Source organism: Nocardioides silvaticus (assembly GCF_003160695.1).
GTDB lineage: Bacteria > Actinomycetota > Actinomycetes > Propionibacteriales > Nocardioidaceae > Nocardioides > Nocardioides silvaticus.
Genome location: NZ_QGDD01000001.1, coordinates 1,008,676 through 1,026,186, shown reverse-complemented (window position 1 = coordinate 1,026,186; position 17,511 = coordinate 1,008,676). Strand labels below are relative to the sequence as shown.

At 70.1% G+C, this 17,511-nt stretch carries 20 protein-coding genes; 6 read left to right on the top strand and 14 right to left on the bottom strand.

What is annotated here, in order from left to right; translation table 11 throughout:
* Positions 1–668 precede the first annotated feature (668 nt).
* Both DJ010_RS04810 and DJ010_RS21975 read right to left on the bottom strand, forming a co-directional pair.
* Positions 669–1,565 carry a hypothetical protein gene (locus tag DJ010_RS04810; RefSeq protein ID WP_109692430.1) on the bottom strand — a complete coding sequence of 299 codons (897 nt, stop codon included), beginning with the start codon at positions 1,563–1,565 and terminating at the stop codon, positions 669–671.
* Between the two features lie 38 nt (positions 1,566–1,603).
* A complete protein-coding gene (locus DJ010_RS21975; protein ID WP_158282932.1) occupies positions 1,604–1,741 on the bottom strand; it encodes a hypothetical protein in 138 nt (45 codons plus the stop codon).
* 86 nt (positions 1,742–1,827) lie between these two features.
* On the opposite strand from DJ010_RS21975, the gene DJ010_RS22890 reads away from it, so the two are divergent.
* Positions 1,828–1,962 (top strand): hypothetical protein, encoded by a 135-nt coding sequence (locus DJ010_RS22890; RefSeq protein WP_281271113.1) that lies wholly within the window; start codon positions 1,828–1,830, stop codon positions 1,960–1,962.
* A 1-nt stretch (position 1,963) separates the two neighbouring features.
* Complete coding sequence (gene ku, locus DJ010_RS04805; RefSeq protein WP_109692429.1) at positions 1,964–2,926, top strand: non-homologous end joining protein Ku; 963 nt, start codon at positions 1,964–1,966, stop codon at positions 2,924–2,926.
* Here ku and DJ010_RS04800 read toward each other — a convergent pair.
* The 10 genes from DJ010_RS04800 to DJ010_RS04755 all read right to left on the bottom strand — a co-directional run bounded on the left by DJ010_RS04800 (position 2,923) and on the right by DJ010_RS04755 (position 11,422).
* A complete protein-coding gene (locus tag DJ010_RS04800) occupies positions 2,923–3,972 on the bottom strand; it encodes an aminotransferase class V-fold PLP-dependent enzyme (RefSeq protein WP_211318647.1) in 1,050 nt (349 codons plus the stop codon). The two genes, ku and DJ010_RS04800, sit on opposite strands and share 4 nt — an antisense overlap.
* A 6-nt stretch (positions 3,973–3,978) precedes the next feature.
* Positions 3,979–4,380, bottom strand: a complete 402-nt coding sequence (gene tsaA / locus DJ010_RS04795; protein WP_109692428.1) for a tRNA (N6-threonylcarbamoyladenosine(37)-N6)-methyltransferase TrmO — start codon at positions 4,378–4,380, stop codon at positions 3,979–3,981.
* 1 nt (position 4,381) lies between these two features.
* Positions 4,382–5,740: a class I adenylate-forming enzyme family protein gene (locus DJ010_RS04790; RefSeq protein WP_109692427.1), complete on the bottom strand. Its 1,359-nt coding sequence runs from the start codon at positions 5,738–5,740 to the stop codon at positions 4,382–4,384.
* Positions 5,741–5,749: 9 nt separating this feature from the next.
* Positions 5,750–7,012 (bottom strand): phthiocerol/phthiodiolone dimycocerosyl transferase family protein, encoded by a 1,263-nt coding sequence (locus DJ010_RS04785; protein ID WP_109692426.1) that lies wholly within the window; start codon positions 7,010–7,012, stop codon positions 5,750–5,752.
* 8 nt (positions 7,013–7,020) lie between these two features.
* The gene (locus tag DJ010_RS04780) at positions 7,021–7,752 is read right to left on the bottom strand and encodes a 3-oxoacyl-ACP reductase family protein (protein WP_109692425.1); all 732 of its coding nucleotides are present in this window, start codon (positions 7,750–7,752) and stop codon (positions 7,021–7,023) included.
* Entirely contained in the window at positions 7,749–8,015 is a 267-nt protein-coding gene (locus DJ010_RS04775; RefSeq protein ID WP_109692424.1) for a phosphopantetheine-binding protein, read from the bottom strand. The genes DJ010_RS04780 and DJ010_RS04775 overlap by 4 nt, the downstream gene beginning before the upstream one ends.
* An 85-nt stretch (positions 8,016–8,100) precedes the next feature.
* The gene (locus DJ010_RS04770) at positions 8,101–8,760 is read right to left on the bottom strand and encodes an acyltransferase (RefSeq protein ID WP_211318646.1); all 660 of its coding nucleotides are present in this window, start codon (positions 8,758–8,760) and stop codon (positions 8,101–8,103) included.
* A 9-nt stretch (positions 8,761–8,769) separates the two neighbouring features.
* The gene (locus DJ010_RS04765; protein ID WP_109692423.1) at positions 8,770–9,666 is read right to left on the bottom strand and encodes a methyltransferase domain-containing protein; all 897 of its coding nucleotides are present in this window, start codon (positions 9,664–9,666) and stop codon (positions 8,770–8,772) included.
* Positions 9,663–10,451 carry an SGNH/GDSL hydrolase family protein gene (locus DJ010_RS04760; protein ID WP_109692422.1) on the bottom strand — a complete coding sequence of 263 codons (789 nt, stop codon included), beginning with the start codon at positions 10,449–10,451 and terminating at the stop codon, positions 9,663–9,665. The genes DJ010_RS04765 and DJ010_RS04760 overlap by 4 nt, the downstream gene beginning before the upstream one ends.
* Complete coding sequence (locus tag DJ010_RS04755; protein ID WP_109692421.1) at positions 10,436–11,422, bottom strand: hypothetical protein; 987 nt, start codon at positions 11,420–11,422, stop codon at positions 10,436–10,438. Before DJ010_RS04755 ends, DJ010_RS04760 begins: the two co-directional genes overlap by 16 nt.
* Before the next feature lie 57 nt (positions 11,423–11,479).
* On the opposite strand from DJ010_RS04755, the gene DJ010_RS04750 reads away from it, so the two are divergent.
* Complete coding sequence (locus DJ010_RS04750; protein WP_146207261.1) at positions 11,480–12,799, top strand: MATE family efflux transporter; 1,320 nt, start codon at positions 11,480–11,482, stop codon at positions 12,797–12,799.
* 5 nt (positions 12,800–12,804) lie between these two features.
* On the top strand, positions 12,805–13,434 hold the full coding sequence (locus DJ010_RS22625) for a DapH/DapD/GlmU-related protein (protein WP_109692419.1): 630 nt from the start codon (positions 12,805–12,807) through the stop codon (positions 13,432–13,434).
* Here the strand turns inward: DJ010_RS22625 and DJ010_RS04740 are convergent.
* A complete protein-coding gene (locus DJ010_RS04740) occupies positions 13,431–14,297 on the bottom strand; it encodes a sulfotransferase domain-containing protein (RefSeq protein ID WP_109692418.1) in 867 nt (288 codons plus the stop codon). The genes DJ010_RS22625 and DJ010_RS04740 overlap by 4 nt on opposite strands.
* Positions 14,294–15,367: a putative sugar O-methyltransferase gene (locus DJ010_RS04735; protein WP_158282931.1), complete on the bottom strand. Its 1,074-nt coding sequence runs from the start codon at positions 15,365–15,367 to the stop codon at positions 14,294–14,296. Before DJ010_RS04735 ends, DJ010_RS04740 begins: the two co-directional genes overlap by 4 nt.
* Before the next feature lie 81 nt (positions 15,368–15,448).
* Here DJ010_RS04735 and DJ010_RS04730 point away from each other — a divergent pair, with 81 nt between their 5' ends.
* The gene (locus tag DJ010_RS04730; protein WP_146207260.1) at positions 15,449–16,477 is read left to right on the top strand and encodes a glycosyltransferase family protein; all 1,029 of its coding nucleotides are present in this window, start codon (positions 15,449–15,451) and stop codon (positions 16,475–16,477) included.
* Between the two features lie 2 nt (positions 16,478–16,479).
* Positions 16,480–17,499 carry a hypothetical protein gene (locus DJ010_RS04725; protein ID WP_109692415.1) on the top strand — a complete coding sequence of 340 codons (1,020 nt, stop codon included), beginning with the start codon at positions 16,480–16,482 and terminating at the stop codon, positions 17,497–17,499.
* Positions 17,500–17,511 lie beyond the last annotated feature (12 nt).

Here is a 17,511-nt window from a genome sequence, read left to right as displayed (position 1 = left end):
GGATAGTCCCGCCGATGGTCGGCGAACATCCTCAGCGCGCGTTCCTTGACCGCGGCATCGATCTTCTTGGGCATGTGCTCATCCTCCTGGACTCAAACAGGAGCGGCATCAAACCCGTAACGGTTCATAGGCCGTCTCGCGATTTTCTCCGCTACTGCCGGCTGTGGGCGGTCGAGCCCGTCGCCGACGGAACCTCCCGCGCCACGTGGTCGTCATCCAGTCATGCGTGGACAAGCGCCGGTGCTCCTAGCGATCGCTGGCTCTCTGCTGCTCGGGTGCTCGCCGAACGATGTCGAGCGTTCCCGAGGCGGAGGTGCGCCCTCTTCCGTGCCGGCCCTCCCCGCAGATTCCGTCAGGCAGCCGTCTGTCGCCGCTGCCGACGGACGGCGAGTCACGCTCGATGTGGGCCATTGCTACGTCGAGCCAATTCAGGTTGGCGACACGAGGTGGGTCACCCAACGCACCTACTTCGGCTACGGCGGAGGAGTGCCCCGTCGCTTCACACCGACTGGGACCTTCGTTGCGTTGAACTCGACCGACGCGATCTTCATCGCGGATGGAGGCGCCGAGGTTCGCTTCACGGTCGCACCTGAGCGAATGCCGACGCGAGGCTGCCGTTGACCCAGACGTCAGCTTGTGCCGCAGGCCCACGGCGCGGTAGCGCACGATCACCCGACGTCGGCGGAGACCACCACCCCGTGTGAGTTCACGCCGAGGTTGACCCGCTTCGAGCTGTAGTCAGCGGTCACGGCCCTGGTGTGTGGCCAGATCACCCTGACGGAGTAGCTCAATTCGTCGGCGCGATTCTTGGCTTCGTCGACCGTGAGTCCGACGAGCTCCTGTGCGTCGACGGGGTTCTCCGCACCCGTACCGGGGGCCGGGGTCCACCTGTTGCCAACCATGCTCGGAAGGATTGCACGGGCTGTGGACTGGACCGCGTCCGCTTCGAGCAAGGTGCATCGCAGGGTGTAGCTGTCCTCGTCGGCCCAGGCGTCGGTGGCATCCAGATTCCGCCAGCGTCGCCGGTCAGGGTCTCGGACCTTGATCGGGCCTTCATCGGGCCCGACGTAGAGCGGATGCCCGTGCTCGACCTTGATGGTGGGAGAGGTCTCCAAGCGGATCTCGTCGATCCGCCACGTGTAGATCAGCGCAGGCATGCCGTGGCGTTTCGAAAGCTCGTCCATGTAGGCGAAGTAGTCGACGTTCAGGTAGATCTGACCGCCCAACCTCGAGCCCGCTTTCGGAGGCTCCAGGTCGTCCAGGACCATCCACTCCTTGTACGCCAGCAGTCCGAAGTCGAGGATGAAGCAGTCCTCCATCGGCTCCTTTGCGGCGCGCACAAGATCGGCGCGGACGCGATAGAGAGCGTCGTCGTTCACTGCCTCGCACGACAACTCAGGTCCGGTCGTCGGCTGCAGGCGTTCGTGCCTGACGTACCCGAACTCCAGGGCGAACTGCCGCGTCTCGCCGACTGCGAAGTCGGTGTAGTTGCCGTCCTGGAGGACCCACCCATCGAGTCGGATCCCCAGTCGCGCTCCACCAACCGATCGCGTTGCATGGGCCATGGTGGCAGGATCACGCCTTTGGGACCGCGGGGATTCGACTACTTCCGTCGGCCCTTGCGCGACTCCTTGAGCTTCGCGGCGGCCGACTTCAGCTTCGCCTGGTTCTCCGGCTTCCGGGCTTGGTCGTACACGACCTTGGCGGCGCTCAGTGCAGCCGCACCTCTCATCAGCTTCATGGGAGGGGGGTACCCACGCCGTCCCTCCTCATGTGGCGCTGCCGATCGATCCGGGTTGGCCAGCGGCGGACGGGTACCGATCACTCATGACCACTACTGGCGACCCTTCCGACCGTCCGCTCAACGACCCGACCGAGCAGCCGCAGGACGACCCGCAGACGCGGCCTGCCCCGGACCCCGACGAGGAGCCGCTGAGCAGCATCCGCGGCGACGGCGACTGACATGCCTCGGTCGATCTGGACCGGCTCCGTCTCGTTCGGACTGGTCAACGTGCCGGTCCGGCTGTTCTCGGCAACCCAGGACCACAAGGTGGACTTCCACCAGTTCGAGAAGGGCACGTCCAACCGCGTCCGCAACCAGCGGGTGAACGAGAAGACCGGCGACGAGGTCGACTACAAGGACATCGTCAAGGGCGCCGAGGTGAGCGACGGCGACTACGTCATGCTCACCCGGGAGGAGCTCGAGTCGGTCGAACCCGGCAAGAGCCGCACGATCGACATCAGCGACTTCGTCGAGGCCGCGGAGATCGACCCGATCTACTACAACAAGTCCTACTACCTCGCCCCGGCCGACGACAGCGCCAAGAAGGCGTACGCCCTGCTGGTGAAGGCGATGGAGAAGTCCGAGCGGATCGGCGTCGCGACGTTCGTGATGCGGGGCAAGCAGCACCTCGCCGCGATCCGGCCATCCGGGCGGGTGCTCGTGCTGGAGACGATGCACTTCGCCGACGAGGTCCGCAACCCGGCCGACCTCGACAACGTGCCCCAGCAGGTCAAGGTGGCGCCCAAGGACCTGAACATGGCCGTCAGCCTGGTCGAGTCGCTGACGACCAAGTGGGACCCGAAGAACTACAAGGACACCTACACCGAGCGGGTCAAGAAGCTCGTCAACGCCAAGAAGAACGACCGCGAGATCGTGCGGGAGGAGACGAGGGAGGAGACCTCGGCGGAGGTCGTCAACCTGCTCGAGGCGCTCCAGGCCTCGGTCGACCAGGCCAAGGGCCACAAGGCCGGCAACGCCCACCGCGCCGGCAAGCTGCGGACGAGGAAGGCCGACAGCGACAAGGGCAAGGACGACGCGAAGAAGACGGCGAAGCCCGCGAAGTCCGCACCGAAGAAGAAGTCGGGCGGCTCCTCGAAGTCGACGAAGAAGTCGACCTCCTCCTCGAGGAAGAAGGCCTCCTAGGCGGGCGCGAGACCGTCCAGCGCGTCGAGGGCGAGGTCCACGTCGGCCTGCGTCGTGTAGACGTGGAACGACACGCGCAGACGCCCGCCGCGGACCGATGCACGGATGCCGGCCTCCCGGAACCGTTCCTCCGCCCCGGGGATGTCGGCTGACACGATCGCCGAGTCGCCGGGCGCCATCCCGATCCCGGCCCGGAACGCGTTGGCCAGTGCGACGTCGTGCTCGTGGATGGCGTCGACGCCGATCCGCCGTACCAGGTCCAGCGTGGGTGCCGCGGCGACGTGGGTGAACCAGGTCGGGGCCTGGTCGTAGCGGCTGGCGTCCTGCGGCAGCCGGGCTTCGAGCCCGTAGTACTGACCGTCGACCGCGGCGCTCCAGCCCGTCTGCAACGGACGCACCAGCTCCTGGAGTCGCGGCGAGAGGTAGCCGAAGGTCGCGCCGCGGGGCGTCATCAGCCACTTGTAGGTGTCGCCGACGAACGCGTCGGCCAGGCCGGCGTCCACCGGCAACCACCCCACCGCCTGGGTGGCGTCGACGACGAGGAGTGCGTCCGCACCGCGCGCCGCTGCGCTGAGCGCGGCCAGGTCGGAGACCTCCCCGGTGGCGGACTGGACGAGCCCGACGGCGACCACGTCGACCGTGTCGTCGATGCGCTCGACCAGCCGGTCCACGGGCGCCGTGACGACCTGCACGCCGCGGTGCGCCTGGGCGGTCCACGGGAACACGTTCGAGGCGAACTCGATGTCGGGCACCAGCACCGTCGACCCGTCCGGGATCGCGGCAGCGATCAGGGCCAGTGCCGCCGAGACGGTGGAGCCGGACAGGACGTCCTCGGGTCGGACGCCCACCAGCGCGGCGTACGACGCCCGGGCGGAGTCGTGCGACTGCTCCCAGACCTCCCACGAGCCGCGGCCCGAGCGCCACTCCTCCAAGGTGCGCTGCAGCGCGTCCCACCCGACCTGGGGCGGGATGCCGTAGGAAGCGGTGTTGAGCCAGCCGGGATCGGGATCCCACATGGGCAGGGCCTCGGAGAGGGAGATCGACATGGCCGCCTACCGGGACCCGTCGATGACCGGCTTGACGTCGATGACCGGGGTGCCGTCGACGGCCTCCAGGTCGGAGACCCGGACCCGGTTGCCGTCGACCTCCAGCACCCGGACCCGGTGGATCCCGACCGGGTTGGGACGGTCGGAGGAGCGGGTGCTGAAGACGCCGGTCAGCGGCGCGGTCGGGTCGTCCCGCGGGTGTACGGCGAGCACGGACCGGTCGGCGAGGTGGAGCCAGGTCAGCACCAGCACGTCGTCGCCGACCCGCAGGTCGCCCAGCCCGAAGGCGACGGCGGCGTCGAAGGCCAGCCACGCCTCCGGTCCGCCCTCGACGCCCTGCTTGGGTGCCGACGCGGGATCGGTCAACGGCGACTGGACCACGCCGACCGGCCGCACGTCGTAGGTCACCTCAGCCTCCTGCTCCGCCCCGGACCACCTTGTTCTCCTTCATCTCCAGCTCGTCGACGATCGTGACACTGCGCGGGTGCCAGGGGCGAGGGAGGTCGGAGCAGGCCTTGCGGACCGCGGCCTTGAGCGCCTTCTCGTCCGCGCCGACCTCGGCGACGACGTCGACCGCGACGACGGCACCGACGAGGGCGTTCTCGCGGCCGTAGACACGCGCCGCCTGGACACCGGGTACGGCGGTGACGCGCTCCTCGACCGGCAGCGGGTGGACCTTCACGCCGCCCACGTTGATGACGTCGGAGCGCCGGCCCCGGAAGAGGATCCGGCCGTCGACGACCTCGACCTCGTCACCGGTGGGCCACCACTCGTCGGCGGGCCGGTCCTCGTCGCCGTAGTACCCGAGCATCGACGCGCTCGACCGGACCCACAGCTCGTCGTCGACGATCTTGAGACTGACCTCGGCGCCGTCACGGCTCTCGAGCAGCTCGGCCGGCAGGCCGTCGGCGCCGTCGCGCACCGACCCGGTCGAGCCGAACTCAGAACCCGCGTAGATGTGGGAGATCCGGGCCCCGGGGAACGTCTCGCGCAGCTCCTCGAGCAACGCGCCCGGCACGGCCTCGCCGCCGAGGGTGATCTGGCGCAGCGTCGGCAGCGGGCGGTCGTCGGCGCGGAACTCGGCGAGCAGGAACCGCCAGAACGTCGGCGTCGCGCTGATGTGGTCGACCCGGTGCTCGTGGATGAGGTCGATGACGGCCTGCGGTCGTCGTACCGGCGGCGCGACGAGGGTCGCCCCGGTGCCCAGGACGTGGATGAGCACCTGCAGTCCGGCGAACTGGTTGGGACCGTAGGCGAGCAGCCAGGTCTGGCCGGAGCCGTCGCGCGCGTCCTCCATCCGCTTCAGCTGACGGGACCAGTCGTGCCGCACTCCCTTGGGTGCCCCGGTGCTGCCGGTGGTGAGCACCATCAGCGGCCGCCGCTCCGGGGGCACGTCGAGGGTGGGCCCGTCGGCGAGCAGGTCTCCCGGCCGCACCACCTCGGCGGCGAGCGCGTCGAGGTCCTCGCGGTCCGACACCACGAACCGGTGCTCGAACGAAGCGGTCTGGTCCTGGATCTCCTCCACCGACGCGATCGGCGCGTAGGTGCACGCCTCCGCCCCGACGAGCGAGGACGCCGCGAGCAGGGCGACGATCGCCGGGATGTCGTTGGTGACGATCGCGAACCGGTCGATGCCGGCCGCGCGCAGCCCGTGCGCCAGCCGGTCGGCCTCGTCGACCAGCTGCCCGTAGGTCCACGTGCCGCTCTCGGCGATGACGGCGACCGCGTCGCGGTCCCGCTCTGCGACTCGCCGCAGGAGATCGATCACTTTCGGACCCTATCCGGTCAGGAAAGCGAGCTCGGCGCGCAGTGCGTCGGTGAACGCGTCGGGGGCGATCGACAGCCGGTTGCGGTCGAAGCTGCAGATGATCGTCATCCGCCCGCGGAACGTGGTCGCGGTGACGAAGAGGACCTGGTTGGGCGTCGGGGCGAGCGAGACGCACATCCGGGTGACGCTCTCCGGCGCTGCGCCGGTGACCACCCCGAGGTTGCTGAGGTTGGCCGCGGGCGTCGCCGTCTCCATCCAGCGGCGAACGACCTTGTCCGTCGCCTCGCCGACCGGCAGCTTGTCGACACCGCTGAGCGCGAAGAACAGCTCCGGCTCGCACCGGTCGACCCGGCGCCGGATGTCGGCGGTGACCTCGCGCGCCAGGGCGCCGGCGTCGAGCCCGGCGTCGAAGGACGCGGACACCACCGCCGCCGACTGGCCGACCACGTCCACCGCCTCGGCGGCCGCGCGCACCCGCAGGTCGACGGTCGTCGACAGCGGCACCCGCTCCAGCTCCGGGGCGAGCCCCGCGATCGCCTTCAGCACCGCGGCCGTCAGCGCGCCGTGCACGGTCGCGTCGTTGGCCTTCGACCACCCGATCAGTCCCGTGGCCTGCTCGGGCTCGAGGTCGAACAGCGTGTAGGCCAGGTCCCGCGGGCGGTCGAGCGCCCGGTCGTACCACCCAGGAACGCCGCCGTTGCCCACGAATCCCGGCTCGTCGCGCACCTGCCGGGCGGTCGTGAGCAGCTCCGGCCGCCGCCGCGTCCAGTCGCGTTCCGGCAGCGTGTAGCGGCCCAGCGGCTCGGTGGGCGCGGTCAGCGGGTGCCCGCTGATGTCGTCGCCGTCGACGAGCACGCGGGCGAGCAGGAGCAACAGCTGCGCCATCGGCCGGCCGTCGAGCGCCACGTGGTGCGCGGTCAGCGCGATCGCCGTGCCACCTGCGGTGGCCGGTGCGGTCGCGCAGTGGACCAGCGGACCGGACAGGTCGACACGGAGGTCGCTGACCTTCGCGAGCATGTCCAGCTCGTCGTCGTACGACGACGCGGGGCGCGCCAGCCGCGTCCCGAACTCCAGGTGCGCCAACCGAGGACCCTCGCGCACCACGCGGGCTCCGACGATCGGCACCTGCTCGGTGATCGTCGCCCAGGCGGCGGTCACCGCGTCGACGTCGTACGAACCGGCGAGCTCGAGCACGCCGAGGGCGTTCATCGGCCACAGCCGGTCGACGAGCTCGTAGTAGACCTCGGTCGGGTCGAGGGGGCGCGTGCTCACCGGAGCGATCAGCAGGTCAGTCCGCCGTCGACGACCAGCACGTGACCGGTGAGCCAGTCGTTGCGCTCGTCGACGAGGAACTGGACAGCGCGGGCGATGTCGTCCGGCTCGCCCAGCCGGCCGGCGGGCGTGCGGCGCACGATCTGGTTGAGCTGACCCTCGTCGAGGCCGTGGCTCATCTCGGTGCGCAGGTAGCCCGACGCGATGCTGTTGACGGTGATCCCGCGGGACCCGACCTCACGCGCCAGGCCGCGGGTGAAGCCGTCGATGGCCGCCTTGGTGGCGCCGTAGACGGTGAGGCCGCGGTAGCCGGTCAGGCCGGTGATCGAGGAGATGTTGACGATCCGGCCGCTCCTGCGGGCGAGCATGGTGCGCACGACCTGCTTGGTCAGGTGGATCGTCGCCTTGAGGTTGAGGTCGACGACGGTGTCGGAGTCCTCGTCGGAGAGCAGCGCCAGGATGCCGTCGCGGGCGACGCCGGCGTTGTTGACGAGCACGTCGATCGAGTCCCACTTCGCGACGACCGCCTTGACGAAGGCGGTCGACTGCTCGCGGTCGGCGATGTCGGCCTCGACGAAGAGGAACCGGTCGGGATGCTCGGCCTCCCACTCCTTGACCTGCGGGGTCGAGGAGCGGGAGCAGGACGCGACCCGGTCACCCGAGTCGAGGAACGACTGCACGATGCCGGCGCCGAGGCCCCGGCTGCCGCCGGTGACGACGACCGTGCGGGGGTCCGTCATGCGGGGACGGAGGCTCCGGACTCGCCGGCGGAGGAGTAGAACGCCACGATCTCGGCCACGGTCTCGGGCATCAGGCCCTCACCGAACGGGTCGGTGCCGAACTCGTCCTCCAGCATCGCCGAGAGCTCCGCGGTCTCCAGCGAGTCGAGGCCGAGACCGTCGCCGTGGATCGGGGTGTCGAGCGCGACGGTGATGTCGGCCTTGTCGGAGCGCTCGAGGAGGGACTGGATCAGCGCGAGGATCGAGCCTTGCAGGTCGGTCATCTACTCAACTTCCATGGGGGTACGGCGGTGGGGACAGACGACTATCGCAACGGTCGAGACCCCCGAGGGGTTATCCCCGGTGGGCCTATTGGCCGGGACGCCGATCGTACAAGGATTCCTCGACCTTGATCGGCGTCAGCCGACGGGCGGGCACCCCGCCGTGGAGGTGCGCCGCGGCGACCTGCTGCCGGGTCCAGGCCGTGGAGCCGGCAGCGAGCAGGGCGCCCTCGCCGAGGGTGACGCCGGGCAGCACTGTGCAGTTCGTCGAGATGACCGCGCCCTTTTCGAGCGTCACCGGCTCGAGGATCAGCCCGCCGTTGACCGGGTCGAACGCGTGGGTCAGCACCGTGCTGCGGATGCCGGTGATCCACGAGTGCGGCGCCATGACCAGGCCGCCGCCGCAGTCGAGGTAGTGCATGCTGACGATGTGGGCGGCCTCGCTCATCCGCAGCGTCCGCAGCGTGCCGGTGTCCACCGCGCCGGGCTCGAAGCCGGACCCGCCGAGGATCCAGTTGAACATCACGATCCGCGCATTCTTGCCGAGCTGGACGAGCTTCATGAAGCGGAACGCGTTGAAGTTGCCGATCACCACGCCCTCGGCGACCTCGAACCGCTCGACGTTCTGCACCCAGCAGATGCCGATCCGGGCGGACGGGTGGATCCGGTGCCCGAGCAGGTTCAGCAGGCGGATCTTGAGGCCGCAGGCGGGCAGCAGGAAGACGAGCATCGCGAGTCGCTGGCGCACGCCGGGAGCCTATCCGTCGGTGGGCCGGCGGGGCTTGCGGGCCTGGACGTCCAACGTGATCCGCGGGACCCCGCCGCTGGCGATCGCCTTGTCCATCGCCCACGACACCGGCTTCAGCGACCACGACGGCGCGCGCAGCGAGTGGAGGTAGGCCACCGACGACATCGGGTAGCGGATCTGCGGCTCGACGACGATGTCGGTGAACCCGACCCGCTCCAGCAGGATCCGGATGCTGTCCTGGGTGTGCAGGATCCGGTGGTGCCCGGCCAGCCGCCGGTCGGAGACCCGGGCGACCCGGCCGCCCGTCGCCACCTTGGCCGCGTAGGAGGCCCGGTCGGCGACCGTGTTGTGCGGCGTCTGCAGGAAGAGGACCCCGCCCGGAGCGAGCATCTGGTGGACCTCGCGCATCATCCGCTCGCCGTCGCGGACGTGCGCCAGCACGCACCACATCGTGACGACGTCGAACTCGTCCTCGTGCTCCTGCTCGGAGAGGTCGCCGAGGTCGAGGTCGATGCCGCTCAGCTCGCGGGCGACGGCGATCGCGCCCTCGAGGATGTCGTTGCCGGCGACCACGAAGCCGTACTCGTCGCGGGCGACGGAGAGGAACTCACCGGCACCGGCCCCGACGTCGTACAGCTTCGGCTTGTCGAGGTGGGCGACCTCCTTGGCGAGCCAGTCCAGCTTCTCCCGCCAGACCGCGGGGCCGACGCCCTCGCGCTTCTTCTCGACCCAGTCGGCGACGTACTCCACCGACACCTCGTCGGTGGTGACGACCTCGGTCGGCGCCTTGGTCTCCTCGACGATGAACTGGGCGCGGCACGACGAGCAGCGGGCCACGACGATCTCGGTACGACGGGAGGCGGGCCCCACGTGCACCGCGGACGAGCCGCAGGCGGGGCAGCTCATCGGCCGGCCTCCGCAGCAAGCACCTCGTTGATCTTGGCCCGGACCACCGCGCGCCCCTCGTCGTTGGTGTGCAGGCCGTCGTAGGTGTAGCGCCACTGCCAGATGCCGTTCTCGTCGGAGAACTCGTCAATGCAGTCGACCAGCACGATCCGCGGCCCGTCGTCGGACATCGCGGCCGCGGCCTTGTGCATCGCGTCGCGCATCAGGTGGAGGGCGCGGGTGCGCTCCTCGAGGGTGCCGACGACCGGGAAGCCGGTCTGCTCCTCGGCGACGTCGCTCTCCGGCGGCGGAACGTAGACGAGCACCCGCTCGCTGCCGGTGGCCCGGGCGGCCTCGCGGATTCGCTCCAGGTACTGCGGCACGAAGTCGTAGGTGCCCGGCTGCTCCATCCGGGGCACCAGGTGGCAGCGCACGTCGATCTCGCCGAAGCTGTAGATCCACAGCACGTTCTTGGCGTTCTTGGCGCGGCCGACCAGCCGGAAGATGCGCAGGACGGCCGGCGGCAGGCCCTGGCGGGCGATCGAGAACTGCAGCCGCGGGCCGAGGTGGCAGACCCAGCGGCCGTCCTCGATGTGGCGCAGCGGAGCGCCGAGCTCGCGGGCGGGGGTCAGGGCGGCGTGCGAGTCGCCGACCCAGATCTCCTTCAGCCTGCCGGTGAACGCGGCCCGGAGCAGGCGGGTCGACATCACCAGAAACGCGGTGCGGGCGATCGTCACCCGGATGATGTGCCGCGTCCGGTGGAACGGGACGCGGTGCGGGTCGGCGTTGCTCACTGCGCCGCCCACGACGCACAGGCCTCGGCGACGGTCGTGGTGCCACCCGTCGTCACGTCGACCACGGGGAGGTTGCCGATCAGCTTGATCCGGTCGGGCACGCTGCGCATCCGCGACATGGTGCCGTCGGGGTTGCGGGACGTCAGGAACCGGCTGGCGCGGTAGCCCTCGGCCGAGGTCAGGCTCGGCAGGTCGCCGCCGATGTCGTCGCGCACGAAGAACGCGTTGGCGCCGTTGCTCGAGCAGCCGACGAAGCGGTAGCCGCGCTGGTTGGCGAGGTGGACGAAGGCACCGACCGATGCCCCGAAGTAGAGCTGGGAGTAGTGCGCCTCGCTGTTCACGAACGCCGGGTCGTAGGGCACGGTGATCGCGGCGTCGGGCCCGAAGAGGGCGTTGTACTCCATGACGACGATGGCCGGGTTGACCACGTCGACGGCCTCCCACAGCCAGTAGTCGGTGCCGTCGACGTCGATGGACAGCACGCCGATCTCACCGCTGAAGCCGTTGTCGCGGATCAGGTCGTTGATGTTCTCGCGGGTGACGAACGCGCTCACGGGCTCGACGTCGTGCCGCCAGGCCATCCCGGTGCGGAGCACGAACTCCACGTGCGACTCGCCGCCGTCGATCACCAGGCCCCGCCAGTTGTTGTTCTGCACCAGGAACCGGGTGTTGGACTCCCGGTAGTCGCCGGTGCCGATCTCCACGAACGTGTCCGCGTGCGGTCCGATCGAGCGGATCAGGTACTGCAGGATCCCGTCCTCGCCGAACTGGGAAAACACCCGGAACTCGATGTCCTCGAGCTTCTCGGGCTTGGTGACCGAGGAGAGCAGGTGGGTCTCGAGCCGGCCGATGCGGAGGAGCAGCTCGTCGTGCTGGGCGCGGAGGCGCTGCACCACCTGGCGGGCGACCGGGGCGGACGCCACCCGTCGGAGCGAGCGGTAGGCAAGAGCGGACGGCACGGGGCTGACCTCCACGAAGGGCATGCGGGTTTCTGGGATGACCCACGGACGATAGCCGACCTGTCTGCGAGGATTCCGGGCATGGCGGAAACCGGACAGATGACGGCCGAAGAGGTCGGCGGCGGTGCTGCCGGTGCCCGGCGCCGGATGAGCGCCGTCACGATCGACAACATCATCTTCAGCGTCTCCAGCCTGGTCGTCTTCATCTGGTCCGCGCACGTCCTGGAGCCGGTCGACTTCGGCCGGTTCGCCCTCGTCCTCCTCGTCTTCGTCTTCGTCCAGGGCAGCCTGGTCCGGTCCCTGGTCTCGTGGACGGTGATGGTCCACCCCGAGGACGCCGACACCCGTCCACGGGCCGTCCTGGGCAGCGCGCTGCTCCTCGCGCTCGGCGCCGGCGCCCTCTGCCTGGCCGCCGGCGGGCTGTTGCTGCTGGGCGACAGCGGGCTCGGCGCCTCGCTGCTCGTCGTCGGCGCGCTGATGCCCCTGCTCGCCGTGCAGGAGGTCGGGCGGTTCCTCTCCTTCGCCCAGGCCAAGCCGTCCCGCGCGATCGTGATCGACGTGATGTGGCTGCTGCTGACGGTGGTCGCGCTCGTCCTCATCCCGCTGGTCCACGAGATGACGCTGCTCTGGATGGTGCTCGCCTGGGGCGGCACCGGCGCGCTGGCCGGTGCCTGGGTGTTCGTCCAGCAGGGCGTGCCCCGCGGCCACGACATCTCCCTGACCTGGCTCAAGGAGCGGTGGAACTTCTCCTGGCGCTCCCTGGTGGCGGCCAGCTCGAGCGCCACGGTCGCCCTCATCGGCGCCGGTCTCGTCGCGGTCGTCAGCGGGCCGCTCGCGGTCGCGGCAGTCCGTGCGGCGCTCCTGCTCGAGCGGCCCAGCACCACGATCCAGATGGCCGTGGCCACCTCGGCCGGCGCCGACATCGCCCGCGAACGGTCGGACAACGCCGGCCTGCTCGCCCACCAGCGGCGCGCGATGCTGGTCTCGCTGGTGGTGGCCGGGCTCAACTTCGGCGTGCTGTTCCTGATCCCCGACGCGCTCGGCGAGCTGGTGCTCGGCGACGTCTGGCACCTGGTCACCCCGCTGCTCCTCATCATCGGGCTGCGCGTGGTCGCGATGGCAGCGCAGAGCGGGGTCCGGGCGGCGCTGATGGGCCGCCGGCAGATCAGCCAGGTGATGAAGATCGACATCGTCGGCACCGTGCTCTCGATCGTCGGCTTCGTCATCGGCGCCTACCTCGGGGATGCCGAAGGCGCCTACTGGGGCTCGCTCGTCGGCCTGACCCTCACCGTCGCCGGCTGGTGGTGGGCGCTCGTCGCGCACCTGCGCAGCGGCGAGGGATTCGCCGACCCCGAGCCCGCGGCTCCTGCCTCGGACCCGGCTGACCGACCCGTATCCTGACCGCCGTGCTCCTGCGACTCCTCACGCCGCTGCTCCGGACCATCTCCCGGTGGCCGATCCGGATCCGCCAGCGCTGGCAGTGGGCCCGGGACGAGGTCGACGTCTACCCCGGCACCTTCGTCGCCCGGACGGCGGTGCTCGGCAAGCGGGTGCGGATCACCGGTCCGGCCTACGTCGACCCGTGCGAGGTCGGCCCGTACTCGATCCTCGGTCGGCTGATCATCCGGTCCGCGAACCACTACACCGAGTACCTCAACATCCAGGAGATGGCGCAGCGCAAGGTCATCGGCGGCCGGACGATGCTCAAGCCGATGGAGCGCCCGGTGAAGATCGGCGCCGCCTGCTGGATCGGTGACAACATCACGATCCTCGAAGGCGTCGAGATCGGCGACGGCGCGATCGTCGGCGCCGGCGCGGTCGTGACCAAGTCGATCCCCGCCTACGCCGTCGCGGTCGGCAACCCCGCAAGGGTCATCCGCTACCGCTACCCGGAGGAGATCGTCGAGCTGATCAAGCCGGTCGACTGGTGGAACTGGAGCGACGAGAAGCTCCGGGCCAACGTCGACCTGTTCGAGCTCGACCTCGCGACCGTCGACCCGGCGGTGCTGAAGGAGCGGCTCGCGCGGTTGGGCTAGCTCGACGACAGCGTGCGGAACCAGTCGCGGTCGGTCTCGTAGCCGAAGTCGACCAGCGCGGCGCCGGCGTACGAGTCGAAGACCTCGCCGGCCTCCTTGGTGAAGTGGTTGCGCCAGTCGCCGGCCGCGCCCTTGCGGCGGAAGCTGCCGCGGTCCTCCTGCCCGGCCTTGCGGCCCGCGGACCGCGAGAAGTCGTGGCGCTGGACCGCCAGCTCGACCAGCTCGCGATCGACCTCGGCGCCGGCGGCCGCGAGCGCCTGCGCCATCTCGTCGACCGGGTCGGTGTGGAGTCGCTCGAAGGACACGTGGCCGACGCCCGGCCGGTCCCACCAGTCGCGCACGTGGACGTGCCACGGCGTGCCGATGGTCGTCGGGGAGACCGTCATCTGGAACTCGATGAACTTCGGCAGGTTGCCGTGCACGTCGGCGGGATCGAACCGCGGGCCGTAGAGGTCGTCGAAGATCTGCGCGATCCCCTGGGAGAAGCGGGGGTTCTTGTTCAGCCGCAGCGCGCGGGTCCAGTAGAAGTAGAACGACGTCATCACGTCGCGCCCGTCGCGGCGGATGTAGATCGCCTGCGGCATCCGCTCGTCGTAGACGTAGTGCGAGTGCACGACCGCCTTGAACATGATCGGCAGCTGGTAGTCGACCGGCACCGGCAGCCCGAGCGAGGTGCCCATCAGCTCGCAGAGCCAGTTGGTGCCCGACTTGGGGAAGCCGCAGCCGACCCACATGCCGAGGCTGCGCCCCCGCCGCTTCAGGATCTGGTGCGTCGTCGCGGCCGAGAACCGTCGGAGCTTCTCCTCGGCCCAGAGCGTCCGCGGGGACCGGTCGTCGTCGCCGACGATCCCAGCACCGGTCACTGAGAGGCTTCCCGGCGGAACAGGTGGAACGTGTCGTGCAGGTCGATGAGGGCGCGCAGCTCGTCGTTCTCGAAGACCGGCCGCTCGTCGACCTGCACGTAGCCCGCGGCGCGGACCAGGTGCGAGAAGTCCTGCATCGAGCCGTCGATCTCGGTGGAGAGCAGCTGGTGCGGGGTGTTCGGCACGATCAGCAGCCACTCGATGTCGCGCTGGGAGATCTGGCCGAGCCACCACTCGATGGCCTCGAGCGAGCACTCCGAGAAGCTGTGGATGTTGACCGCGAGGTCGTACTTGTCGGCGAGCGTCTCGTACTCCGGCAGCGGCACCACGCGCACCGAGTCCGGGGCCTCGCGGTAGGTGAGGTAGTAGTCGCAGAGGAAGGTGGAGGTGGCGACGCCGTCGATGCAGTCGTAGGCCGCGAGGTTGGGCAGCGCGGCCGAGACCCGGTGCGCCATCCGCCCGTAGCCGGCGCCGATGTCGAGCACCTTGAGGTTCTCGATGCTGCTCAGGCCCATCTGGGCGTCGAGGTAGCTGATCTCGTTGACGCTGTCGAGCAGGTCGCGGCTGACCGGCGGGCGGTTGCCGTAGGTGAACGTCCAGGCGCCGAACTTGCCGTCCTCCTCGAGCCGCTTGAGCAGGCCGAGCCGGTCGCGGGACTCGACGTCGAGCAGGGTCAGGTACATCCGCGCCTCGGCAGCGTTGCGCAGCTGCCGGAACTGCCAGACGTAGGCGTTGTCGCCGCGGAACCACGCGAGCGACAGGTTGCGCTTGAGGAAGCTCTGGCGCCACTGGCTGTGCGCGGTCGCGGAGATGTCGAGGGCGTCGTACGCCTCCTGCAGGGCGACCAGCTTGGGGTTGTCCGTGCGCAGCGTCTGCTCCGCGCCCGGGGGCAGCGGGACCGCGTCGTTGTGGGAGACCCGGGCGTAGCGGCGCGCCTCGTCGTCCATCTTCGTCACCAGGTAGCCGCCGCGCGCAGCGACGGACTTCGCCTGGCGCTTCGCCCAGGAAGACACCAGGGACGGGTTGGCGCGCTTCAGCTTCGCGAGGAACGGGCTCTCAGACTTGGACACAGTGGGCAACCCTAAAGCAGGACGGCGGGTCTGGTGGCATGATCCACGACCTGACCTGAAGGCTGACTGAAAGGCTGGGCCGTGGCGCTCTCGACGCCTGTCGTGCTGATCGCGTTCAACCGCCCCCATCTCGCCCGTCGCACCCTCGCCGCGATCCGCGAGGCTGCCCCGGAGCGGGTGTTCCTCATCGCCGACGGCCCGCGTGCCGACCGGCCGGACGACGCCGCACTGTGCGCCGAGACGCGGGCCGTCTTCGACGAGATCGACTGGCCGTGCCAGGTCGAGCGACGGTTCTCCGAGGTGAACCTCGGCGTGGAGGGAAACGTCGAGCTGGGGCTGGACTGGGTGTTCGCGCAGGTGCCCGAGGCGCTGGTCTTCGAGGACGACTGCACCCCGGACCCGACCTTCTTCCCCTACGCCGAGGAGCTCCTCGAGCGCTACCGCGACGACGACCGGGTCTGGCAGATCGCCGGCAACCGGCACGGGGTCCCGCCCCGGCTCTACAAGGGCAACAGCTATGCGTTCAGCACCTGGGCCAGCGTCTGGGGCTGGGCGACCTGGGCCGACCGCTGGCAGCGGCACCGGGCGGTCTTCACCCGCGACCACGTACGACGCTCGCCCACCGATGCCGGGGACGCGCCGGTCCGCACCGTGCCCGCCGTACCGGCGCCCGGCACCCTCGTCACCCGCGCCGGCCAGCGCCACTTCACGGAGGCGGCGGCCTCCGACGACGTGGTCACCCACGGCTGGGACAAGCACTGGTGGGTCACGATCATGTCCGAGGGCGGGCTGTGCATCGCCCCTGCGGGCAACCTCGTCGTCAACGGCGGCTTCGGCGCCGACGCGACCCACGGCTACTCACCGGGCCGCGAGGACGACCCCGCCGAGCCGATGCAGTTCCCGCTGCGCCACCCGGCGGAGGTCGCCCTGGACGTCGACGTCGAGCGCGAGCTGGAGCTCCATCTCAACCGCGTCGGCGGACCTGCGGCCCGGATCGCCCGGCGGCTGATCAAGTCGCCTAGACTGCGCCGCGCTGCCCGGGCGGCAGTCAACAGCCGCCCGGCGAAGAGCGCCGCGCGCGCCGCCGCCCGGATGACCCAGAGGAGCTGACGTTGCAGACACCGGTCGTCCTGATCGTGTTCCGGCGCCCCGGCGTGACCCAGCGCAATCTCGACGTGCTCCGCGAGGTGCAGCCCGAGCAGCTGTTCGTCGTCGCCGACGGTCCGCGCCCGGGTCTCCCCGAGGAGGCCCGCCAGTGCGAGGAGGTGCGCGCGCTGATCGACACCATCGACTGGCCGTGCAAGGTCGAGCGCAAGTTCGCCGACCGCAACCTCGGGCTCGAGGCCAACGTCGAGCTCGGCCTGGACTGGGTGTTCTCGCAGGTGGACCGGGCGATCGTGCTCGAGGACGACTGCGTCCCCGACCCGACGTTCTTCCGGTTCTCCGAGGAGCTGCTCGACCGCTACGCCGAGGAGAAGCAGGTCTGGCAGATCGGCGGCGACATCCATGCGGTGCCGGAGGAGATGTTCGGCGAGTACAGCTACGGCTTCACCACCTGGGCCAGCGTCTGGGGCTGGGCGACCTGGGCCGACCGCTGGCACGCGCACCGGGCCGAGTTCAACCGGGACCACGCCGGTGCCGAGGACCGCGTCGACGCGACGCCCCGCACCGCCGACGCCGTCCGCACCAAGCCCGCCCCGCCGCACCCCGACGCGCTGGTCAGCGAGGGCGCGCTGCGCCACTTCTCGTTCGTCTCGACCGAGACCGACGGCGACCACTACGGCTGGGACCACCACTGGTGGGTCACGATCATGTCCCGCAAGGGGCTCTCGATCATGCCGTGCATCAACCTCGTCGAGCACGACGGGTACGGCGAGGGAGCGACCCACACCCGGGCCGCGAAGATCCCCTACCCGGCCGAGCAGATCGAGTTCCCGCTGGTCCACCCGCCGAAGGTGGAGCTCAACCGGGAGATCGAGGAGAAGCTCGAGGTCATCCTGCTGCGGCACGACGGCAAGCTCGCCCGGCTGGCGCGCAAGCTGATCAAGCCGCTGTGGATGCGGGCGCTGGTCCGGCGGCTGATCGACTTCCCGCTCGTCCAGAAGCTCGTCCACCGACTGATGGGTCAGTGACCCTCGTGGTCC